This window comes from Spirosoma sp., assembly GCF_026391055.1.
Classification (GTDB): Bacteria; Bacteroidota; Bacteroidia; order Cytophagales; family Spirosomataceae; genus Spirosoma.
The window spans coordinates 148,005-166,382 of the sequence record NZ_JAPLET010000022.1; the positions used below are offsets into that span (position 1 = coordinate 148,005).

Consider the following 18,378-nt stretch of genomic DNA (forward strand, 5'->3'; position numbering starts at 1 on the left):
TTATGTAGCCTGGACGGCCACGTCCGCAGGGTAGGCTAAAAAGTATACTTCAGCATAGCGCCCGAATAAAACGTGATTTTTGGGGCCGGGTTGAAGAACAATGGCCGGTTATTGGCCGGGTTGGGCAGATTCAGGAAGATTAGCGACGAGTACGTGCTGCTTAGCATGTTGTCCGAACCAACGTACACATCCAGGCTGAAATGACTCCCCAGCGCACTCCGGTAACCAACTTTCCCATTGACCAGCGTGTACGCTTTGGCAAAATGATCGTTGGCCAGCGTAATTGGCATTTTATCGACGTACATCATCGTGCCGTTCAGGTAGAAACCGGGTCGTACCTCCAGATCGAAACCGGCGTTTAGCAGGTTGGGCGCAATACCCGACTCTTTCTTGCCAGTATAATTGATCGTTTTCGCATCGCCGTTATTATCGCTCCTGTAATCCTTGTAGTAGAAATCGTTATAGGTGTATGACACGAATGGACGAATCAGGGAGATGGCTCCGGTTGTGGGACGGTAGGCATACTGAACCGCCAGTTCAAGTCCGTTATGCTGCACTTTACCCGCGTTGGCGGTCAGGGTGTAGGCGGGCGATGTGGGTGTGGCCGGGAAGTTCTGCGGGATAAGTTTGTCTGTTACGGCCATGCTGAAATACGCAATTTCGTAGGTCAGGGCTTTGGTTAGCAAGCTGCCTTTGCTGCCAATTTCGTAACTGGTACCCGTTTCCGGACGGAGGTTGTAGTTAACTACACCCGTCTGGGCAATCACGACCTGGTTGGTGGCCGGTGCCGAATAGCCCTGACTGGCACTAGCGTAGAGCGAAACCGTATTAGTAACCTGATAAGCAAGCGCCACGCGCGGAGTCAGCACCGGTTTAAAGCGGTTGTAACCCGACGCGTTGACGTAAGCGGGCGTTGTGGTACTGGCCCGCATATCGGTAATACCGTATTCAACATAATTCAGGCCAGCGCCTGCCGATAGCGTGAGTTGCGGTGCCAGTTGCAGCGCTGCCTGAGCGAACACGTTATACTGCATGGCCTGAATTTCGAGGTCTGAGCGAAGGGCGCCCAGAATACCGTTCGACAAACCGTACCCCTTGGCATAGTTGAAGTTCTTCAGAAATTCGGCCCCAATGCTGAACGTCGGTTTCAAGGTGCTGGCATCGTTGGTATATGCGAAGACCGTCCGGCCGCCAAACTTGAACTTGTTGGTTTTGTTGACCCCGGCGGCAAACGGCTGGTCAATGACCTGCCCACCTACGAACAGCGTAGTTCTGTTAGAGAATCGGTCCGTAAACTGGTAGTTGTGGCTGATACCCACCCGCGCACTTTCGGTTTTGATACTGGCGTTGTTGGCAATATAGGCCACTTCGGCTGTATCGGGATGAGCGATCAGGTTCAGGCTGTCCACCTGCCCCGACAGCAGATCATACGAATTGGTGTAGCCCACGAAGACCGACATCGACCGTTTCTGACTCAGGTAGGTGTCGCTGGTAATGTTCAGGAAATCTTTCTTCGAGGTGCCGTGCAGCCGGAACCCGTCGTATTTCTGATGTCCGTAGTTAATGTTCAGGCTGGTATTGTCGGAGCCGGTTTTGATAGATGTGTTCGTCCGGAACAGCCCGTAAGATCCCGCCAGTACCTGTTGGCTGATGCTCGTTTTGCCGATCGGGGCGCGTTCGGTGTAGAAGTTTACCACCCCGCCCAGGGCATTGCCGTACGAACTGGAAGCCGGTCCTTTAAGGATCTCGACACGGCTCAGGTTCGTGAAATCAACATCGTCCAGAAAGGTCGTGCCATCGCCGTCTGTTAGCGGAATGTCGTTCAGGTACGCCTTGTAGCCGACACCGTTAAAGTTTGTCTGGTTGCCATAGCCCCGAATCACAATCCGGTTACCCGCAGCGACGGTGCGCATCTCTACCTTTACCCCCGGAATCAGGTTCACGAAGTTTTGCAGATGGATGCCGCTCGTCCGCTGAATATCGCGACTGGTGACCAGACCAACGGCACCGGCCGTTCGCTGGATCGTCTGGGGCGTTGAATACCCGGAGACGATGACTTCATTGAGGTCGATGTTCGACGATTCCAGTTCGATGGTCAGCGTGCGGGTTGTGGCTTTGATTTTTACCGTTTGAGTCTGGTAGCCAATGGCCGAAATCTGTAGTTGATCGCCTTCGCTGGCACTCAGTTCAAACTGGCCTTTGTCATTGGCAGTCGTACCGCGCGAGCTACCACTGACTAGTACCGAAGCCCCCGTGATGGGTTGCGAATTTGTGGGGTCGACCACCCGACCGGTGATGGTAATTTGGGCATATCCGGCTGTGGTGAGGAGGACTATAAATACTGAAAAAACGAAATAGCGGAGATATATAAATTTCATACAGGCTGTTGATTAGAGACATAAAAATCCTGTTGGTTTTGGGTTTTGCGTAGGGTGTTATAAACGCCATATCTTCAGGATATGGCGTTTATAACACCCTACGCAAAACCCAAAACCAGTCTACTGGCCGAAAGGCCAGATAAGAAAAACGTACAGGAGTTTATGCATTGGGCGGAGGGTAGGGGACCTCCAGCAGCGGGGCCGTGGCGGGCGCGGCTGCGTAAGAAAAGAAGAACTGTTTGTCGAAAAAACGCACAGCCGCCTGAGGATCAACATACCCCTGAAAAGCAGGATTGATAAGGCTTACCCATTTCAGCCGCTTGGTTCGGGTGTTGGAGCGTCGGTAGGGGTGATGGGCGTCTTTGTAGAGCCAGGCCGCTTCCTTATGTACCAGTGTTTCGGCTTTATCCCGGAAGCCATACACAAAGAGTGTATCCGAACGAATTTCCCGGTGGAGTACATCGACCATTTCGCCCTTCCATTCAAATTCGCCTTTGTGAAGCAGCTCAGCCGTTTCGGCGGTCAGGTCGGAATTTGGGACGGCGATCAAAATCAGTTCGTCGGTAGCAAAATAGGTCTGGTGTGCAAAGGCCCATTTCGCCAGCAGTTCCAGCCCGTAATAATAGCCGCATACACTCAGCACTGCCAGCATGGCAGCAGCGAACAAAATTCGGGTGATATGAAAACGGCTTTGAGGCATTGGGCGCAGGCCAGAAGAGGGGGTAGTCACCCCTCCCTTTAAAAAAGGGGAGGGGTCGGGGACGGTCGGCCGCAGCCGTAGGGTAGTTACGCTTTAATCTCAACCATTCGGTCTGATTTTACTTTGAATCGTTGGCTTGAGGTTTTCCAGGGCTTTTAGCTGTTCGTCCAGCGTTTTCGACAGGCTGTTGTACTGGTCTTTTTGCTGTTGCGTTGGTTTCGAATCGTCCGATTCAACGAAGCCGCCCAGAGCCGTAAATTTAGTGTTTAATCGAACGGGGTGGTTCGTTAAATCCTGATTGGCTTTTGCCCGGAACTGATATAGAGCATCTTCAATGCGCAGTAGTTTGTCCTTCAGTTCAATAACCGTCGGGTCGTTAGGGGAGTGGCTGGCGCTGTCGAGTTGCTGGCGGAGTTTCCGAATCGTTAACACCCCATTCCGAAGCTCATTGATACGTTCGCGGATATTAATGAGCATGTCGAACTGTTGTTTAAACTCCTCCGGCGTCGTTTCGATGCGCGGGTCTTTGATGATATCGAACGTCTGCGTGTATGTTTTGCCATCTACCGTCAACTGAACCTTATAGTTACCCGGCATCGCCAGTGGCCCCTTTGCCCGGCCGTGGGTAACGGAATTCTGCAACGAAATTGGGTCAGGGTAGCGCATGTCTTCCCACACGAATGAGTTACCGCCAACCCCGGCAGGCAGCAGGGTTTCCCGGCGTGTGGGGGGTGTCGGTTGGCGCATCTCTGATCGTGCTGAAGAGTCTTTCGACGTCGTAGCTGAAGTGGACACTGGCGCGGCACTTTTATACGATTTGATCAGTTGACCACTGGCATCGAGAAATGCCAGTGAGATTGGGCCTTTGGGCTTCTCTTTCAGGTAGTAAACGACTTTCACGCCATTGGGTGGGTTCTTGCCCAATTCATCGGCTCCGCTGGGTACAGGTTTGATGGCCGGGTCCAGACCCGCTTTGAAGCGGACGGTTGGCCGGGGCTTGAATAAATGAACCGCCGACTTCTGCACCTCGTCCGTCAGTTGATGAAGTACCGTCAGGTCGTCCAGAATCCAGAAAGAGCGTCCGTGGGTAGCCGCCACCAGATCGTTATCCTGAATAGCCAAATCATGGATCGGGACCACCGGCAGATTCAACTGGAGAGGTTGCCAACGGGCACCATCGGTGAATGAAACATACATGCCCTTTTCCGTTCCTGCATACAACAGCCCGCGCCGTTTGGGGTCTTCACGAATCACGCGGGTAAACTCATCTTCCGGTATGCCCTGCGTGATTTTTGTCCAGGTTTTGCCGTAATCGCTGGTCTTGTATAGATAAGGGTGAAAATCGTCCTGTTTGTATTTCAGAGCCGCCACATAGGCCGTTGCCGGGTCGTGCGGAGATGGTTCGACAATGCTGATCCGGGCAAAGTCGGGCATGGCTTTCGGTGTGACGTTCTTCCACGTTTTGCCATTATCAGTCGATACCTGAACGTATCCGTCATCGGAACCCGACCACAACACACCCGCTTTCACCGGTGACTCCGCCAGGGCAAAAATGGTCCCGTACCATTCTACGCCCGTATTGTCGCGCTTGATGGGTCCCCAGTCTTTTCCAATCGACTGGTCGTCCATCGTCGGTGTTTTTTCCAGCGTGGCCGGGTCGGAGCGAGAGAGGTTGGGACTGATCACCTGCCAGCTAGCGCCCTGATCCGTAGACCGGTGTACATACTGGGAAGTAGCGTAAAGAACTTTCGGGTTATGGGGCGAGGTAACAACCGGATACGTCCATTGAAAGCGGTAGGCCAGATCTGCCGAGCCGTAACCATACATGTCGTCCGGAATGACCGACACATCTTTGAGCTGATTCGTTTTCAGGTTCAGGCGGGTAAGCCAGTGGTGATTGGCCGCAAAGATGAGCGTGGGGTCATTCTTGTCGAAGGCGATATAGCCCGATTCACCCCCGCCCACGTCGAAGTTCTGATCGGGGTAGATGGCTCCGTAATCCGAGCGGCTGGGTACCGAAATGGTCGAATTGTCCTGCTGAGCGCCATACACCCGATACGGAAATTTATTGTCGGTAATGACGTGGTACATCTGGGCAGTAGGCTGGTTGTAAATGCTCGACCATGATTTGCCGCCGTCGAAGGTGACCGTGCCGCCACCGTCGTTGGCCTGTACCATTCGGTTGGTGTCGTTGGGGTCAATCCAGAGCTGGTGATTATCGCCATGGGGCGGGTCGACTTTTTTGTAAGTTTTGCCGCCATCTTTCGATTTCCACATGTCGATGTTCAGCACCCAAATGGTTTCGCTGTCTTTGGGGTCGGCCGCGAGGTGATGGTAGTACCAGGGACGTTGAAACAAGTCGGCAAACTGGCTGACAAGCTGCCAGCTCTTCCCGGCATCGTCCGTCCGGTACACGCCCGTCTGTTCATTCTCGGCTTCGATAATGGCCCAGACACGGTCGGGTTTGGATGGCGAAAGGGCCAGTCCGATGCGGCCCCGGTTGGTGCCCGTGGGTAGTCCGGCGTTTCGGGTAATATCGGTCCAGGTGTCGCCCCCGTCGGTCGATTTATGAATACCCGCCCCTGGTCCGGCGCTCCGAACGCCCCACGGAAACCGGCGGAATTCGAAGGTCGATGCGTATAAGGTTTTGGGGTTGGCCGGGTCGATGGTCAGGTCAATGGCTCCCACATTCGGGTTTTTGTAGAGGACTTTCTTCCAACTTTTGCCGCCATCCTGCGTACGAAAAATACCCCGCTCTTCATTGGGACCAAAGGCATGACCTAGAGCCGCTACGTACACAATGTTCGGATTGGTCGGGTCGATGATCACCTGCCCAATATGGTAGGTATCGGAAAGGCCAATGTGTTTCCAGGACTTCCCCGCATCGGTTGATTTGTAAACGCCATCGCCATGCGACAGGTTACCGCGTAGCGTGTGCTCGCCCATACCGACATACAGGATGTTGGGATTTGATTTCGATACGGCAATCGCCCCAACAGAACCCGTCTTGAAAAATCCATCCGATATATTCTGCCAGGTAATGCCACCGTTCTCTGTTTTCCACGCACCTCCGCCGGTGGTACCCATGTAAAACACGAGTCGCTCGGTGGGGTGACCTGCCACACAAACCGACCGCCCTCCCCGAAAGGGACCAATGTTACGCCACTGCATGGCTTTCATGATGGATGCCTGAGCGGGATCCGTAGTCTCTGCTGTGACCGTTTGAGCCTGTGATTTTTGGCTGCTTAGCAGAACCAGCAGACAAATGAAGGGATACGATAGCTTTTTTAACATAGTTTGGGTGATGAGGCTGGGTGAGAGGTTGAGTTTTGGCGCGGGCTTGCGCAAGCCCGCGCTATCACATACCAATATTTTTTGCCGTTTTCGTCTTGAGCAGTGTGTCCAGTTCGGCCAGTTGCTTGTTCAGATCGGCGGTTAGTTCTTCGTACACTTTGTAAGAGCCGTTGGTGGGTTTGGCGTCGCCAGATTCAATGCTGCGCCAGAGAGCCGCCAGCCGGTTGTTGAGCTTGATGGGGAAGTTCAGCGGGTCCTGACCACTTTGGTTCCGAATCTGGTACAGGTTTTCTTCGATGATGCTAAGTTGTTCTTTCAGCTTTTTATTGGAAGGACTGTCGGGTTGTTTGGCTAGCTTCTCCTTCACGGCCCGAATCTGAATCACCGCGTCGTTCGCTTTACTGGTCTCGTCCCGTAGTTTCATCGCTATTTTGAACTGTTCCTGCACATCGGCCTCGGAGACACCCTTTAGTCTTGGGTCAAGCTTGATTTCGAAGGGTTGAGTGAACGTCTGATCGCCCACGGTTAACCGCACCTGATACTGGCCGGGTAAGGCCAGTGGACCGGACGTAGGCCGGGCACCCCACATAATCATCCCTTTGAAATACGTAGCACCGGGGTAGCGTAAATCCCACTCGTAGCGGTTCAGACCGGTGGCTGTCGTAGGCAGCTTTACCGTTGGTTTACCTGCTTCTTCGTCATCTTCGTCAACTTTTGGATAGGTCGGTTTGTTGCCTGTAAACGAGTGGATAAGTGTTCCGGCGGCATCCAGAATCTCAATTTTTACACTGTCCGCTTTCTTTGCAAGATAGTATTGGAAAACGGCAGGCTGCACCCGACGAACGGCATAGTAAGGCTTGAAGAGATGAACGGACTTCTTAGCCAGATCGGACGTAAACTCCCGAACGGGAGACACATCGTCCAGCACGTAGATCGACCGGCCATGCGTACCAATGACAATGTCTTTCTCCGTAACCTGAATGTCTGAAATTTGGGTATCGGGCAGTTTTAGTTGCAGAGGTTGCCAGGTTTCGCCGTCGTTGAAGGACACCCAAATGCCATGCTCCATACCGGCGTAAAGCAAGCCGGGGCGCGTTATGTCTTCGCGAATGGAATGGGCGTAATCATCGGCCCGGAGACCACTGATGATCTTTTTCCAGGTCTTCCCATAGTCATCCGTTTTCCAGAGGTAAGGCGTTCGGTCGTCCATCTGGTAGCGTTTGGCTGCTACATAGGCCGTACCGGGCTTGTGCCGCGACGCTTCGATAATGCTCACGCGGGTATGTTTGGGCATGTCTGGCGGGGTGATTTTCTGCCAGTTCTTGCCGTGATCGCGGGTGATATGAATCAGGCCGTCGTCAGAACCCGCCCAGATCGTGTTGACATCATGGTAAGAGGGAGCCAGCGCGAAAACGGTCGCGTAAATTTCCGGGCCGTTCATGTCCATGGTAATTACACCCCCGGTTTTACCCAGCGTGGCCGTGTCGGCCAGGGTAAGGTCGGGGCTGATTTTATCCCAGCTTTGGCCTTCGTTGGTCGATACCCATACATGCTGCGAGCAAACGTACAGCCGGTTGGGGTCTTTGGGCGAAAAGACAATCGGGTAAGTCCACTGCCAGCGTTCGGGCAGGGCACTGGCGGGTTCGCCGGAGAAGAAGCGCGGGTAGACCTGCACATCACGGGTTTGGCCCGTAGTGCGGTCGTAGCGGGTGAGTAAAGCCCCCTGGCTACCCGCGTAAAAGATGTTCGGGTTCTTCGGGTCCTGTGCAATGTAGCCCGACTCGCCACCGCCCACTTCGTAGGTCCATTCGTTTTTCTTAAGCGAATTACCGCGCGCTAACTGATTGGTCCAGCCTTCACTGGCTACGGCTACGGTCGAGTTATCCTGTTGAGCACCGGCTACATGGTAAGGGAAATCGTTAGTAGCCGTAATGTGATAGAGTTGCGCGGTCGGGAAGTTTTCGTCGGTCCAGGTTTTGCCGCCGTTGACCGAAACAGCCGCACCGCCGTCATTGGACGTAATCATTCGGGTCGAATCAGCCGGGTCAATCCACAAATCGTGGTTATCGCCATGAGGGACCTTCAACGACTTATTGAATTTTACTCCGCCGTCCGACGATTTGAAAAAGTCTACGTTCAGGCAGTAAACGCCGTTTTTGTCGAGAGGATCAGCATAAATACGGGAGTAGTAAAATGCCCGCTGGCGAAGCTTGCGCTCGTCGTTGACGTGTTTCCATGTCATACCGGCATCGTCGGAGCGATATACGCCCCCATCTTCGGCTTCTACGATGGCCCACACCCGATTAGGGTCGACGGGCGAAACGGTCACGCCAATTTTACCGACGGTTCCTTTAGGCATGCCCGGTTTGCGGGTCAGCTCGGTCCAGGTTTCGCCCCCGTCCGTCGATTTGAACAGACCGGAGTCGCCCCCGCCCCCCCACATTTTCCAGGGCTTTCGATACACCTGCCAGATCGAGGCATAGAGGACATTGGGATTGGTACGGTCGATGATCAGATCGACGCCCCCCGCCTTGTCGCTTTTGTAGAGGACTTTCTTCCAGCTTTTGCCACCATCGGTGGTCCGGAAAATGCCCCGCTCTTCGTTGGGGCCGTAGGGGTGCCCCAGCGCAGCCACGTAAACTATATCGGGGTTGGTGGGGTGAATACGGACGCGGGCAATAGCCTGAGTGTTTTTGAGACCAATGTTAGTCCAGGTCTTCCCGGCATTGGTCGATTTGTAGACGCCATCGCCCTGCATGATGTTACCCCGGAGCTGGGTCTCGCCCGTACCGATATACACGATATCAGGATTGGATTCCGCAACGGCCACGGCACCTACCGACGAACTGGTCAACTGGCCATCCGTGACGGGCGACCAGCTAGTGCCGCCATCGGTTGTTTTCCATAAGCCACCGCCTACGGCTCCGAAATAATATTCCTGCTTGCGGCTCGGCGATCCGGCCGACCCCAGCGACCTACCACCACGGGTTGGGCCGATGTTGCGCCAGGCCATGCCTTTAAAAACAGGGTTGATGGCCGTATCGGGCTTCGTTGCTGGCTGACCCCAAAGGGGGATATTAAGTAACAGACTGCAACTAGTTGCCAGAAAGCAAAAGACGAAATACTTCATACATGCAAATGGAATATGATAATACAAGGATTCTTTGTTGTATTGATGTGAGGCCATTTCGAAATGGGTGGGAACCGGAACAGCGGTTAAGGTTACGTCAGACAAACTTAGGAAAGTCCAATCCCAATTCACAGGAATCGCGTTAAGAAAAATATTCTGGTTTTTTAGGTCAGCCCGCTATTTTAAGCTGAATTAAAGGGGATGAATCAATTTATTTTGTTAGCTATTTTCCTGAATGCCAAATAATCGTAAGCTGATTTGATTGTTTTCTGCCAGAAATGAACCCAGTCTTCATAGCTTTACCACATTAAAAAGTTTTAATGTGGTAACGTATATGAAACAGCTTTTAGGTTTAATACTCGGTTTATTGCCTTTTTTGACATCTGCTCAAATACTATTGGTGCGTGATAAGGTTACGCTTCAATTTATTGAGAATGTGGAGGTCAGAGGACTGTCGCCAGGACTATCACCGCCGATTTTTACAGACCGTTCAGGTCGGGCAGATGCATCAGTGCTAACCGGTACCGACAGCGTTGTTTTCCGCCGGGTGGGCTTCCAAACTGTTCGGTATTCAATGCAGCAGCTTCGGGCAATGAATTTTACCGTACTGATGACTGAAAAGCAGTTGGCAATCAATGAGGTTGTTGTGGCCGCCAACCGTACTGCCGAGTCGCTTTCGAAGGTGGCTCAGCCTATTCGAGTCTTTACCCGGAACGAGCTTCGCTTTCTGAATCAGCCAACCTTGGCCGAGGTGTTGCAGCAAAGTGGTCAGGTAGTGGTTCAGAAGAGTCAAATGGGTGGTGGTAGCCCGATTCTCCGTGGATTTGAAGCCAACAAAGTGCTGATGGTTGTCGATGGCGTTCGGATGAACAATGCCATCTTTCGGGGAGGGCACCTTCAGAATATCCTGACTATCGACAATGCCGCCGTGGAGCGGATGGAAGTCGCCCTCGGGCCGGGATCAGTGGTGTACGGCAGCGATGCGCTGGGCGGTGTTATCTACGTACAAACCTTGTCGCCCAAACTAAGTGCGTCCGAAAACACGGCCGTCAACGCCAATGGCTTTATTCGATACGGCAGTGCCATGAATGAAAAAACCGCCCACACCGACTGGAATCTTGGCTTTCGGAAGTGGTCGTTGACAACTAGTGTAACCGGTTCTGATTTCGGCGATCTCCGGCAGGGAAGGCAGCGGAATGCCGATATGGGCCAACTGGGTTTACGGCCATTCTACGCGGGCTTTGAAAACAACACGGATGTAAAGATCACCAATCCTGACCCGCTGGTTCAGACGCTATCGGGTTATAAACAGATCGATCTATTGCAAAAAGTGCTGTTTCAGCCGAACGAACGGATTCAGCACCTGTTAAACGTTCAGTTTTCGACCAGTAGTGATATTCCGCGCTATGACCGGCTCACGGAAGTCGACACAAAAGGGAATCTGAGCCATGCCCAGTGGTATTACGGGCCGCAGAAACGCCTGTTAACATCGTACGGTCTGACAAAACAGTTTATTACCTGCATCGCCGATGAACTCAAATTGATTGCTGCCTACCAGTCAATTGAAGAAAGTCGGCACAACCGTCGCTTCGGTAATTACGGATTGCAGCACCGAACGGAAAATGTGAATGTCTGGACGCTGAACGCCGATTTGAAAAAGAAACTAGCCGAGTCGCATACCCTGCGCTATGGCCTGGAGGGAACCTACAACACCGTTCAGTCGACGGCGTACCGGCAAAATGTACAGACCGGAAAAATAGACCCGCTGGACACGCGCTACCCCGATGGCGGAGCCAATACCCAGTCGTTGGCGGGGTATGTGTCGGGAACGCTGGACGTGAGCCCTCGTTCGACGCTGACCTATGGCGCCCGCTATGCGTATAATCGATTATACGCGAAATTCATCGACAAAACATTCTTCCCGTTTCCGTTTAACGCTATCACTCAGCACTCGGGTGCCGTTACGGGTAGTATGGGTTGGGTAACGCGTCTGCCGGGGAAATGGCAATTGGCGACATCCGTGGCGTCTGGGTATCGGGTGCCGAACGTCGATGATCTGGCGAAAGTGTTCGAGTCCGTGGCCGGAAATCTGATCGTCCCTAATCCCGATCTGAAGCCGGAGCGTACCTATACCTTCGATGCGGGTGTTCGCAAGCAGATTGCCGAACGGGTTTCGCTCGAAGCAGAGGGGTTTTACACGATCTACAACAATGCCATCAACACCCAACCGGGCACGTTAAACGGACAATCGCAGATTGACTACAACGGCCGAACCAGCCGCATCGTTACGCAGGTTAATTCGCAGCAGGCCCGGTTATTTGGATTCAACGCACAGCTTTCGGCCGACCTGACTCAATCGCTCACCCTCTTTGGTACCGTAACCTACACAAAAGGCCGTATTCAAACAGATTCGACGGGCTACCCGCTCGACCACATTCCACCGCTTTACGGGAAGGGCGGAATCCGGCTAACGGTCAGACAATTTCGGGCTGAGGCCAATGTGCTCTTTAATGGATGGAAACGTTTGAAGGACTACAATCTGGTGGGGGAGGATAACATCGTGTATGCGACACCGCAGGGTATGCCCGCCTGGCAAACGGTTAATCTCAGAACCAGCTATCAGGTAAATCGCTACCTACAGGTCCAGGCATCTCTGGAAAATATTCTGGATCGAAACTATCGCGTTTTTGCGTCAGGAATCAGTGCGCCGGGCCGAAATCTGATACTCACCTTGCGGGGAACGTTATAAAAAACAGGTCTGTAGCCGATTTAATGCCTTTTCTCCCTTTCCATGTATTATTTTGCAACATCCCTAACTAACCGAATTTTTCATGGTAAATAGAAAATTTACATTTAGTATAATCGCTTTGGCAATTGTTTGTTCAACTGTCGATCTAGCCTTTGCCCAGCGGAAAAGTAAACCAGTTCTTAAATCAACATCGGCACAATCGACCGACAGTCTCATCAACGGCCTGCGGTGGCGTAACATTGGCCCCTTTCGCGGTGGTCGGTCGCTAGCGGTTTCCGGACATTCGAGTCAGCCGCTTACGTATTATTTTGGTGCTACGGGCGGTGGCGTCTGGAAAACGGTCGACGGCGGAGCCAACTGGTTTATGGTATCGGATAGTACCTTCAAATCCAGCTCCGTAGGCGCGGTTGCCGTGGCCCCTTCCGACCCGAATACGATTTATGTAGGCATGGGCGAAGCCGATATTCGCAGTAACATTGCCAATGGCGATGGCGTCTATAAATCGACCGATGCGGGTAAAACCTGGAAACACATCGGCCTGAAAATGGCCGATGCGGTTGCCAGCATTGAAGTTCACCCGACCAATCCCGATGTGGCCTATGTGGCCGCTTTGGGGAATCCCTTTGCGCCCAATAAAGAGCGGGGCCTGTTTCGTACCACGGATGGTGGCAAAAGCTGGAAAGCCATTTTGACGAAAAACGATAGTACAGGAGCCATTGTCGTAAAACTTGATCCCAACAACCCATCAATTGTGTATGCGTCGATGTGGCAGGCGTATCGGAATAGCTACATGATGAGCAGTGGCGGTAGGGGTTGCGGGTTGTACAAATCGACCGATGGGGGCGACACCTGGACTAACCTGAGCACCAAGCCCGGTATGCCCAAGGGCCTGTTGGGCAAAATTGGCATTACCGTTTCGCCCGCCAACTCGAACCGGCTTTATGCGATGGTTGAGAACGCCAAGGGTGGTCTATACCGCTCCGACGATGCCGGTGAATCGTGGCAGTTGATCAACGAAGACAAGAATCTCTGGCAGCGCCCCTGGTATTACATGATGCTGGCCGCCGACCCGCAGGACGAGAACGGCCTGATCGTGCTGAATGTCAATGCCCTGAAGTCTTACGATGGTGGTAAGACATTTTCGACCATTGGCGTACACCACGGCGATACGCACGACATCTGGTGGAACCCCAAAAATCCACAAAACTTCATCATTGCCGACGATGGCGGTGCCGAGGTGACGTATAACGGGGGGGCTACCTTCTCCGACGTCGACATTCCGACTTCGCAGTTCTACCACGTCGCGGTCGACAATGATTTTCCGTATAACCTGTACGGCGCTCAGCAGGATAACTCGTCCATTCGAATCGCCAGCCGCACCACCGAGTATTCCATTGGCAAGTCGGCCTGGTATCCGGTATCGGGTGGTGAGTCAGGTTACATTACTCCCGACCCAAACAACCCGAACGTGACTTACGGCGGTAGCTATGATGGCCTGATTACTCGCTACGATAAAGCGACGGACCAGAATCAGGTTATCAATGTGTATCCAGAGTATTTCATGGGAGCCCCGTCGTCGGCGCGGAAATACCGTTTTCAGTGGACATACCCCATCGTTTTCTCGCCCCATGACAGCAAAACGCTGTACATTACCTCGCAATACCTGCATCGGAGTACGGACAATGGCCACTCGTGGCAGGACATCAGCCCCGACCTGACCCGCAACGACCCTAAAACGCAGGGCGACACGGGTGGCCCGATCACCAAAGACAATACCGGTGCCGAAACCTTCCCCACGATCTTCACCTTTGCCGAATCGCCGGTTGAAAAGAACATCTTCTGGGCCGGTTCCGACGATGGGCTAATGCACATTAGCCGGGACGGTGGCAAAAACTGGCAGAATATCACCCCCCCGGTGTCCATGCTGCCCGAAATGGCTATTATGAGTATGGTTCACCCGTCTGACCATACAGCCGGGAAAGCCTATCTGGCGGCCAAGCGATACATGTCCGGCGACCGTAAACCGTATATGTTTAAAACGACGGATTACGGCAAAACCTGGACGAGCATCACGGCGGGTATTCCCTCGGACGAGCATTGCCATGTGGTGCGCGAAGACCCGAACAAACCCGGATTGTTGTATGCCGGAACCGAGCGCGGGGTGTATGTATCGTTTAACGACGGCGGTTCGTGGGAGAAGTTAAGTATGAACCTTCCCGTTACCCCGGTGCGTGATTTGCAAATTCAGAAGCGCGAAAAGGATCTGGTCATTGCGACCCATGGGTTGGCGTTCTGGATCATGGACGACATTACACCACTGCATGAACTGATGGACGTGAAGCAGGGCGGTAAATCGGTGGCTCAGATGCATTTGTTCAAGCCCCGTCACGCCTACCGCATGGAAGGTGGTGCAGGCAATGTACGCCGTGGTCGTGCTGCCCCGTCGGACGAAGGCGAAAATGCCCAAAACGGCGTGATTACGCGCTACTACCTGAAAAGCAAACCGACTAAAGAACTGCGGTTGATCTACATGACAACCGCAGGTGATACCATCATCGCGTACTCCAGCACGAAGGATAAAAAAGGGCAGCCGCTCAAAATTGCAAAGGAGTTTTATCAGGACGAAACCGCAACCCGCCCCGGTTCCATACCCGCCAGTTCGGGAATGAATGTGTTCGTTTGGGACATGCGATACCCCGATGCTACCGCCGTTGACGGAACCAACGTGATGTGGACGGGTCGCGGAACTGGCGCCAAAGTGATTCCCGGTATGTATAAAGTGCGGATGCTGCTGGGCGATTCGCTGATCTCGGAACAGCCTATCGAAATCCGGAAAGACCCGCGTCTGGCCATTACAGCCGCTGAGTATCAAGAGCAGTTCGACCTGTTGCAGAAAATCAACGGGAAGCTGTCGGAAACGCACAAAGCGATCAACCAGCTACGGCAGATCCGCACCCAGATCAACGGGTACACGAGCGGAGTGAAGGAACCGAAAGTAGCCGAAAAGTTTAAAAACGCGGCTAAGCCCATTCTGGACGAACTGGACAAGATCGAATCGACGCTGATGCAGCCGAAGTCGAAAGCTCCGCAGGACGCACTGGCGTATCCAATTCGGCTGAACGACAAAATAGCGGGGGTGGCCTCAGTTGTTTCTTCGGCCGATACTAAGCCAACCAAGTCATCCTACACCGCTTACGATGACCTATCCAAGCAAATTGACACAGCGCTGACCAAGCTGAAAGAAGTTATCAATACCCAGGTGCCGGGCTTCAACAAAATGGTAACCGAGCAGCAGGTGCCTGCTATTATTTTGAATTGACAATAGCGGTGTTCGGTGTTTTGTGGTGTCGGGTCCTCAGACCCGATACCACAAAACACACTTCCCGACCCAGCTGTAAATCAACCGGCTGTTATGCAAGTTAAATTACCGCCGACCGTCCCGGTCGGTACTACTCTTAGTAACCAGTACCTATGTTTTCTGACAAAGCTATTTACCGATACCACCGGATTTTTGGTCTGATTGGGGGCCTGTTTATCTTACTCCTGACCGTCACTGGCTCAATTCTGGTCGTTGAAAAGCAGGTGGATGCGTTACTGAATCCCAACCTGACCACAGTACAAACCACCGGTCAACGGCAACCTTACAACCGGCTCGTGGCCACCCTTCATCAGCAATACCCAGCGGCTCAGGTGCGAAACATCCGCCTGTCGGACAGCCCTACCGAAGCCATTCGCGCCGATCTGATGGACAAAGGCGAACGGGTTTGGGTTTCCATGAATCCGTACACCGGAGCCATTATTGGCGCTCGTAATGCCGAGACAACGTTGATCCGGCGAGCGCGTGAACTGCACGAAAATCTATTGTTAGAACCTGTGGGCGGCTTCGTCATGGGACTGGCGGGTATTTGCCTGCTGGGGTCGGTACTGACCGGAACCTGGTACTACCGGCGGTCGCTGCTGAGCGTATTCAAGATTGGCGTACGGTGGAATAAATCGCCCCGAATCGTGTATGCCGACATGCATAAGTGGCTGGGCGTAGTAGCGCTGTTATTCATGCTTATGATGAGCGCCACGGGCATTTTCTTTCACTGGGAGCAAATCGAACGGAAGTTTGGCGATGAACCAAGACCTGAAAACAAGGAGGCTACTCCAATTTCGTTGACTGCTATTCCAGTCGATGCAGCTATGGCTTCGGCGAAGGGGTCTATTGCCGATTTTCAGCCCCAACTGATCGACTTCCCAAAAGCGGGTGACACCACACTGGTCATTCGTGGCAATAGACCCGGTAGTATCCGAATGCTCGGCAAATACAACGTATCGGCAACGGTCGATGCTCGGGATGGGCATTATGTAAGTGGATTCGACGCCCGCGATGCCGATCTGGAATACATTGCCGAACATATTTTTGAAGAGCTGCACTTTGGTCGATACGGCGGCATTATCACACAGGTTATTTATATCCTTCTGGCGATGGCCACCGCTGTGGTAACAGTTACCGGCCTGTTTCTCTGGTATTTGAAGAAGTAATTAAGTCGGTAAGTCAGTAAGTGCCTGACGCGAAAGCAACATCATGCGTCAGCCACTTACCGACTCACTGACTTACCCGACTTACCAACTCTCAGAATCGAGGCTTCGAAAATCCGGAAACGTTCGTCCAAATCCTTCAGGACTCGTTGCTTAACGGGTAGTTCGCTGATAAAACTGTACCGGATGCTGTTATAGACAAATTGTTTTATGTCTGCGTAGGAAATGTCTTTGTACCGCTTGGCCAGCAGCACATATTGTTCTGTCAGACTGGTTCGTAGCACACCGGCATCGTCAGAACTGATTGTAATGGGTACGCCGAACGCTTTGTACAGCATAATCGGGTGCCGATCATCCTTTACATTCAGAATGAACTCATTGCTGGACAGGTTGAGTTCAACGGCAATTTTGTTGCGGCTCATGTAGCGCAACAGGTCATATACATTTTTTTCGTAGGCAATAGCCACGCCATGCCCAATCCGACGGGCACCACCAATGTGGACAGCCGCATTGATATGCCAGGTCAATTCTTCGGGCTTTACCATGCCGAGTACCAGTTCGCCCGCGTGAAGAGCAAAATTGAGGTCGGGGTATTTGCCATGGCAGTACCTGAACATCATCATATGCAGCCAGTAATCGGCCATGGACGTCTCTCCATTTTCGGGCGCAACGATGTTTACTCCCACAATCAAGTCACTGTTCCGGTCTGATTCGCAGGAAAGGAGAAGGCTTTTAAAGAGGTCTACGGGGTCTTTGGAGCGTATGACAAAATTCTGGAATCGAATGGCAAACCGATCATCGTCCAGTTTCAGACTTTTATGATACACGGTGATCAGCGAATCATTGAAGCGTTGGGAATACCGTTTAATGTCCCGGCCCATTATAGCCTGATAAAGCGTATCCAGCAACTGCATCGTCTTTTGTTCGTCTCGTGCCGTCTGACTCTCGTGCAGCAGTTGATTATACTGGTTTAAGTCGGCGGTTTCGATAATGCTCGGAATTGTTGTCAGCATAGACTCGATGTAGCTGACATTCTCTTCTATGGCCCGCTTTTTCAGCTCAATTAATCCCTGGTTGAATGTAGGGGCTACCGCACTTCCGAACTTGCCGAAGGCGTCGAAGAATTGTCTATCGGAAGGGGAGTTGACAGGGTTGAAATCTTTAACAGACCATTGTGCCAAAAGCTTTTGTTTGTAAATCTCCAGTAAACCCTCTGCTTTCAGGGTCGCAGCAGTTGCCCACGGTTCGTTGAGAGATTTATCAGGAGATGCAATTTCACCGGTTGTCCGGTTGATGAAAAAGTTGCGCCCGATTACATGATCAAGATACGTCTCGGCATAAACGGATCCACTGTAGTGATGGTGCAAATCGCCCCCTTTGGGCATCTGAGCCATAAATGCGGTTAGGGTTGCGGTGTTATACCGGATTTTTTCAAAGTAAGCCGATACGTGCTGCGCCTGAACAGTTTGACTGATGAAAAACCAACCGAATGCAAGGAAGAATTTGATAGTCATGGGTAGGTTATCAAGCTAAGTAGGTGGCAAAAAAACAACGCTAAACTATTGAGGGTAAAGTCCCTCAAATCGATTTAGCGTTGGTGATA

The 18,378-nt window shown here is 52.5% G+C and carries 8 protein-coding genes; 3 read left to right on the forward strand and 5 right to left on the reverse strand.

Annotated elements, in window-relative coordinates; all coding sequences use genetic code 11:
* Positions 1–35 precede the first annotated feature (35 nt).
* The 4 genes from NT073_RS15800 to NT073_RS15815 form a co-directional block, all read right to left on the reverse strand.
* Complete coding sequence (locus NT073_RS15800) at positions 36–2,378, reverse strand: TonB-dependent receptor (RefSeq protein WP_297375293.1); 2,343 nt, start codon at positions 2,376–2,378, stop codon at positions 36–38.
* A gap of 160 nt (positions 2,379–2,538) precedes the next feature.
* Positions 2,539–3,078: a hypothetical protein gene (locus NT073_RS15805; RefSeq protein ID WP_297375295.1), complete on the reverse strand. Its 540-nt coding sequence runs from the start codon at positions 3,076–3,078 to the stop codon at positions 2,539–2,541.
* A 99-nt stretch (positions 3,079–3,177) separates the two neighbouring features.
* Complete coding sequence (locus NT073_RS15810) at positions 3,178–6,372, reverse strand: glycosyl hydrolase (protein ID WP_297375297.1); 3,195 nt, start codon at positions 6,370–6,372, stop codon at positions 3,178–3,180.
* 64 nt (positions 6,373–6,436) lie between these two features.
* Positions 6,437–9,502, reverse strand: a complete 3,066-nt coding sequence (locus NT073_RS15815) for a glycosyl hydrolase (protein ID WP_297375299.1) — start codon at positions 9,500–9,502, stop codon at positions 6,437–6,439.
* A gap of 334 nt (positions 9,503–9,836) precedes the next feature.
* Between NT073_RS15815 and NT073_RS15820 the strand changes: the two genes are divergently transcribed.
* From NT073_RS15820 to NT073_RS15830, 3 genes are all read left to right on the forward strand, one after another.
* Positions 9,837–12,251: a TonB-dependent receptor gene (locus NT073_RS15820; protein WP_297375300.1), complete on the forward strand. Its 2,415-nt coding sequence runs from the start codon at positions 9,837–9,839 to the stop codon at positions 12,249–12,251.
* 82 nt (positions 12,252–12,333) lie between these two features.
* Complete coding sequence (locus tag NT073_RS15825) at positions 12,334–15,570, forward strand: glycosyl hydrolase (RefSeq protein ID WP_297375302.1); 3,237 nt, start codon at positions 12,334–12,336, stop codon at positions 15,568–15,570.
* 152 nt (positions 15,571–15,722) lie between these two features.
* Complete coding sequence (locus tag NT073_RS15830; protein ID WP_297375304.1) at positions 15,723–16,778, forward strand: PepSY-associated TM helix domain-containing protein; 1,056 nt, start codon at positions 15,723–15,725, stop codon at positions 16,776–16,778.
* Positions 16,779–16,834: 56 nt separating this feature from the next.
* Here the strand turns inward: NT073_RS15830 and NT073_RS15835 are convergent, their stop codons facing one another.
* The gene (locus NT073_RS15835) at positions 16,835–18,289 is read right to left on the reverse strand and encodes an adenosine deaminase (RefSeq protein WP_297375306.1); all 1,455 of its coding nucleotides are present in this window, start codon (positions 18,287–18,289) and stop codon (positions 16,835–16,837) included.
* Positions 18,290–18,378: the final 89 nt, after the last annotated feature.

What these genes read in the sequence shown, in the direction of transcription:
- NT073_RS15800 (WP_297375293.1), bottom strand. Translation starts at nt 2,378, where the DNA reads ATGAAATTTATATATCTCCGCTATTTCGTTTTTTCAGTATTTATAGTC.
- NT073_RS15805 (WP_297375295.1), bottom strand. Translation starts at nt 3,078, where the DNA reads ATGCCTCAAAGCCGTTTTCATATCACCCGAATTTTGTTCGCTGCTGCC.
- NT073_RS15810 (WP_297375297.1), bottom strand. Translation starts at nt 6,372, where the DNA reads ATGTTAAAAAAGCTATCGTATCCCTTCATTTGTCTGCTGGTTCTGCTA.
- NT073_RS15815 (WP_297375299.1), bottom strand. Translation starts at nt 9,502, where the DNA reads ATGAAGTATTTCGTCTTTTGCTTTCTGGCAACTAGTTGCAGTCTGTTA.
- NT073_RS15820 (WP_297375300.1), top strand. Translation starts at nt 9,837, where the DNA reads ATGAAACAGCTTTTAGGTTTAATACTCGGTTTATTGCCTTTTTTGACA.
- NT073_RS15825 (WP_297375302.1), top strand. Translation starts at nt 12,334, where the DNA reads ATGGTAAATAGAAAATTTACATTTAGTATAATCGCTTTGGCAATTGTT.
- NT073_RS15830 (WP_297375304.1), top strand. Translation starts at nt 15,723, where the DNA reads ATGTTTTCTGACAAAGCTATTTACCGATACCACCGGATTTTTGGTCTG.
- NT073_RS15835 (WP_297375306.1), bottom strand. Translation starts at nt 18,289, where the DNA reads ATGACTATCAAATTCTTCCTTGCATTCGGTTGGTTTTTCATCAGTCAA.